This is a genomic window from Acidovorax sp. HMWF018 (genome assembly GCF_003061035.1).
GTDB lineage: Bacteria > Pseudomonadota > Gammaproteobacteria > Burkholderiales > Burkholderiaceae_C > Acidovorax > Acidovorax delafieldii.
Window position 1 is genome coordinate 2277 of record NZ_QAIM01000199.1, and the last position, 4480, is coordinate 6756.

Here is a 4480-nt window from a genome sequence, read left to right on the forward strand (position 1 = left end):
GCGCGTTCTTGCGATGGGATCTGACTGTAAAGGCAAACGCCGCACGCAAAAACGGCCGCGGGGAGCGGCCATTGGGTCAGGAGTCGCTGAAGCAACGCCGGAGAGTGACCTCAGTTCAACGCCACGCGGCTGCCGTCCTTGAACGTGTACAAGGTCACGGCGGGGGTGGTCAGCTCTCCCTTGGCGGTGAAGGCTATGTTGGCGGTCACGCCCTTGTGTTCGGTCTTGGCCAGGGACGGCGTGAACACCTTGGGGTCCACCGAGTTGGCGCGCTTCATCGCGTCGGCCAGCACCATGGCAGCGTCATAGGCGTAGGGGCTGTAGATCTGGAACTGGCCGGGGAACTTGGCGTCGTAGCGCTTCTTCCAGTCCGAGCCGCCCTGCATCTTGTCCACCGACGCGCCGCCCGTCGCGCAGGTCACATTCTTCAGCGCGGGGGTCTTGCCCGACAGTTCGGGCAGCTTCTCGGTGCACAGCGCATCACCGCCAAAGAACTTCACGTTGCCCAGGCCCAGCTGCTCCATCTGGCGCAGCATGGGGCCAGCTTGGGCGTCCAGGCCGCCGTAGAAGATCGCGTCGGGCTTCTTGTTCTTGATGGCGGTGAGGATGGCCATGAAGTCGGTGGCCTTGTCGTTGGTGAACTCCTCGGCCACCACTTTCAGGCCCTTTTGTTGCGCCGTCGCCTTGAAAACCGAGGCCACGCCCTGGCCATAGGCCGTGCGGTCGTCGATGATGGCCACGCTCTTGAGCTTGAGGTGGTCTGCACCAAACAAGGCCAGGGCAGCACCCAGCGCGTTGTCGTTGGCGATCAGGCGGAAGGTGGTCTTGTGGCCTGGCTTGGTCAGGTCGGGGTTGGAGGCCGAGGCCGTGATGTGCGGCAGGTCGCACTTGGCGTAGACCGCCGAGGCGGGAATGGACGTGCCCGATTGCAGGTGCCCCACCACGCCCGCCACCTTCTGGTCGCACAGCTTCTGGGCCACGGCGGTGGCCTGGCGTGGGTCGCCCGCGTCGTCTTCGGCCGCGATTTCAAACTTGATCTTCTTGCCGCCGATGACGAGGTTCTGGGCGTTCAGGTCGTCAATGGCCAGACGCACACCGTTTTCCGTGTCTTTGCCGATGTGGGCAATGCCGCCCGACACCGGGCCCGCATGGGCGATCTTGACGGTCTGTACGTCCTGGGCAGAGGCCAGATGGGCCGCCAGCGCAAGGGCGGTCAGCGCAGAAATTCGGAACAGGGGCGAAGAAGCAAAAACGGGGCGCAGCACGGTACAAAGTCTCCTGGGTCGGTCAAATCATCCTGTTGTGCACCGAACTTGTACACAACAAACCCCGCATCGTAGCCACCTCAACCCTCGTTTTCGCAAAATTACTAAGCAAACTTAGTAATTTGCTCCGGCATTAACCGGGCTAATGAGTCCGGCGCCCACCGCCCGGCCAGGCAGGCTGGGATAATCACGCCCCATGTCCCTCCTGCCCCACCAGCTCGAACTGCTCTCGCCTGCGCGCGACGCAGACATTGGCATCGAAGCCATCAACCACGGCGCAGATGCCGTCTACATCGGCGGCCCGGCCTTTGGCGCGCGGGCCAGTGCGGGCAACGACATCCGGGACATCGAGCGCCTGGTCAGGCACGCGCATCGCTTCAACAGCCGCATCTTCATCACGCTCAACACCATCCTGCGCGACGATGAACTGGAGGCCGCGCGCAAGATGGCCTGGCAGGTGTACGAGGCGGGCGCGGACGCATTGATCATCCAGGACATGGGCCTGCTCGAAATCGACCTGCCGCCCATCCAGCTGCACGCCAGCACCCAGACCGATATCCGCACGCCCGAAAAAGCACGCTTCTTGCAGGACGCGGGCCTGTCGCAGATCGTGCTGGCACGCGAGCTGACGGTGCAGCAGATCGCCGCAGTGCACAAGGCGCTGGGGCCCGTGGATGCGCCGGGGCGCGCCAACATCGAGTTCTTCATCCACGGCGCGCTGTGCGTGGCCTACAGCGGCCAGTGCAACATCAGCCATGCGCAGACCGGCCGCAGCGCCAACCGCGGCGACTGCAGCCAGGCCTGCCGCCTGCCCTACCAGGTGACCGATGCGCAGGGCCGCTTCATCGCGCACGACAAGCACGTGCTGAGCATGAAGGACAACAACCAGAGCGACAACCTGCTCGCGCTCATCGATGCGGGCGTGCGCAGCTTCAAGATCGAAGGGCGCTACAAGGACATGGGCTACGTGAAGAACATCACCGCCCACTACCGCACCTTGCTCGACGAGATCATCGAAGAGCGCGAGGCCCAGGGCCGGCCGCTGTCGCGCTCGTCCAGTGGCCGCACCACCTTCACCTTCACACCCGACCCACTGCAGAACTTCAACCGCGAGTTCACCGATTACTTCGTGACCGGCCGCAAGGAAGACATCGGCGCGTTCGACACCCCCAAGAACCCCGGCCAGGCCATCGGCTGGGTGACCAAGCTGGGCCCAGACTTTGTGGAGCTGGAACTGAGTGACCCAGCCACCGTGCTGCACAACGGCGACGGCCTGTGCTACTACGACCTGCACAAGGAACTGGTGGGCATGGCCATCAATGTGGCCGAATCGGTGTCGGCCCGCAGCGTGGGCCAATGGCGCGTGTACCCCAAGGACCCGATGGACGGCTTTAAGGACCTGCGCAAGGGCACCGAGGTCAACCGCAACCGCGACATGGACTGGGTGCGCACGCTGGAGAAAAAGTCCAGTGACCGCCGCATCGGCCTGTGGGCGCACCTGAGCGAAACGCCCACCGGCTTCAGCCTGATGCTGACCGACGAGGACGGCAACGTGGGCTGTGCATCCGTGCAGCAACCTCACCAGCCAGCCACTGACGCGGCCAAGGCCGAGGCCAGCCTGCGCGAGCAACTGGGCCGCTTTGGCGCCACGGTGTTTGCGGTGCATGACATTGCGCTGCAGCTCTCGCAGCCGTGGTTTGTGCCCGCCTCGGTGCTCAACGCCCTGCGCCGCGATGCTGTGGCCGACCTGGAAGCCAACAGCGCCCGCAACTTTGCCCGCCTGCCACGTGCGACACCGGTGGAGCCCCCAACACCCTACCCCGAAGACACGCTCTCCTTCCTGGGCAACGTGTTCAACCACAAGGCCCACGACTTCTACGTGCGCCACGGTGTGAAGGTGATCGACGCGGCTTACGAGGCGCACGAAGAGGAAGGCGAGGTCAGCCTCATGATCACCAAGCACTGCGTGCGCTTTTCCATGAGCCTGTGCCCCAAACAGGCCAAGGGCGTGACGGGTGTCCAGGGCACCATCAAGGCCGAACCCTTGATGTTGATCAATGGCAAGGAAAAGCTGACCTTGCGCTTTGACTGCAAGCCCTGTGAAATGCATGTGGTGGGCAAGATCAAGCGCCAGGTGCTGAACCAGGTGCCAGAAGCCCCGCTCCAGTTCTACAAAGCCCGGCCGCAAGTCGCGCACTAAGGCAACGCCGAAGAAGTCCTTGTGCGGGCGTGCGGCCCGTTTCACTGATCGCCGCATGTCCCCATCCACCGCGCCGCACCTGCACCCCACCGACGCCGTGGCCCAGGCCCATGGCGTCAACCCTGACGCAGGCCTGCACGCCGACGAAGCGCTGCGCCGCAGCGCCACCCATGGCGCCAACGAGTTGGCCGCATCGCAGGACCGCCCCTGGTGGCGCCTGCTGGCCGACCAGTTCAAGGACTTCATGGTGCTGGTGCTGCTGGGTGCGGCCGTCATCTCGGGGCTGGTGGGCGAGGTCACCGACACGCTGGTGATCCTCGTCATCGTGGTGCTCAATGCCGTCATCGGCTTTGTGCAGGCATGGCGCGCCGACCAGGCCATGGCTGCCCTGCGCCAGCTGGCGGCGGCGCACGCGACCGTGCTGCGCGGCGGTGCCGTGCAGGTGGTGCCTGCCACCGTGCTCGTGCCCGGCGACATCGTGCTGCTGGAGGCGGGCAACCAGATCCCGGCCGACCTGCGGCTCATCGAGATCGCGCAGTTGCAGGTGGATGAATCGGCCCTCACGGGCGAGTCCGTCACGGTAGCCAAGCAGACCGAAGCCCTGGCAGCCGACGACGTGGGCGCGCTCGGCGACCGCACCAACATGGCCTTCAAGGGCACCACCGCCACCCACGGCCGCGCACGCGGCCTGGTGGTGGCCACCGGCATGCGCACCGAGCTGGGTAAGGTGGCCACGCTGCTCGACACCGGCGACCGCAGCACGCCGCTGCAACTGCGCCTGGCGGCGTTTGGCAAGCGCCTGGCGATAGCGGTGCTGGGCATCTGCGCGGTGATCTTTGTGGTGGGCGTGCTGCGCGGCGAGGCGCCGCTGCTCATGGCCCTCACCGCCATCAGCCTGGCGGTGGCCGCCATCCCCGAGGCCCTGCCCGCCGTGGTCACGGTGCTGCTGGCCCTGGGCGCACGCCGCATGGTGGCGGTGCATGCCCTGGTGCGGCGCCTGCCCTCGGTGGAGACC

At 65.6% G+C, this 4480-nt stretch carries 3 protein-coding genes; 2 read left to right on the forward strand and 1 reads right to left on the reverse strand.

Features of this window, described 5'->3' with window-relative positions:
- Positions 1-110: 110 nt before the first annotated feature.
- Complete coding sequence (locus tag DBR23_RS07325) at positions 111-1265, reverse strand: branched-chain amino acid ABC transporter substrate-binding protein (protein ID WP_108497800.1); 1155 nt, start codon at positions 1263-1265, stop codon at positions 111-113.
- Between the two features lie 196 nt (positions 1266-1461).
- Between DBR23_RS07325 and DBR23_RS07330 the strand changes: the two genes are divergently transcribed.
- The gene (locus DBR23_RS07330) at positions 1462-3465 is read left to right on the forward strand and encodes a U32 family peptidase (protein ID WP_108497801.1); all 2004 of its coding nucleotides are present in this window, start codon (positions 1462-1464) and stop codon (positions 3463-3465) included.
- Between the two features lie 55 nt (positions 3466-3520).
- Positions 3521-4480, forward strand: a 960-nt coding sequence (locus tag DBR23_RS07335; protein ID WP_146191268.1) for an HAD-IC family P-type ATPase, incomplete at its 3' end; no start/stop codon positions are given.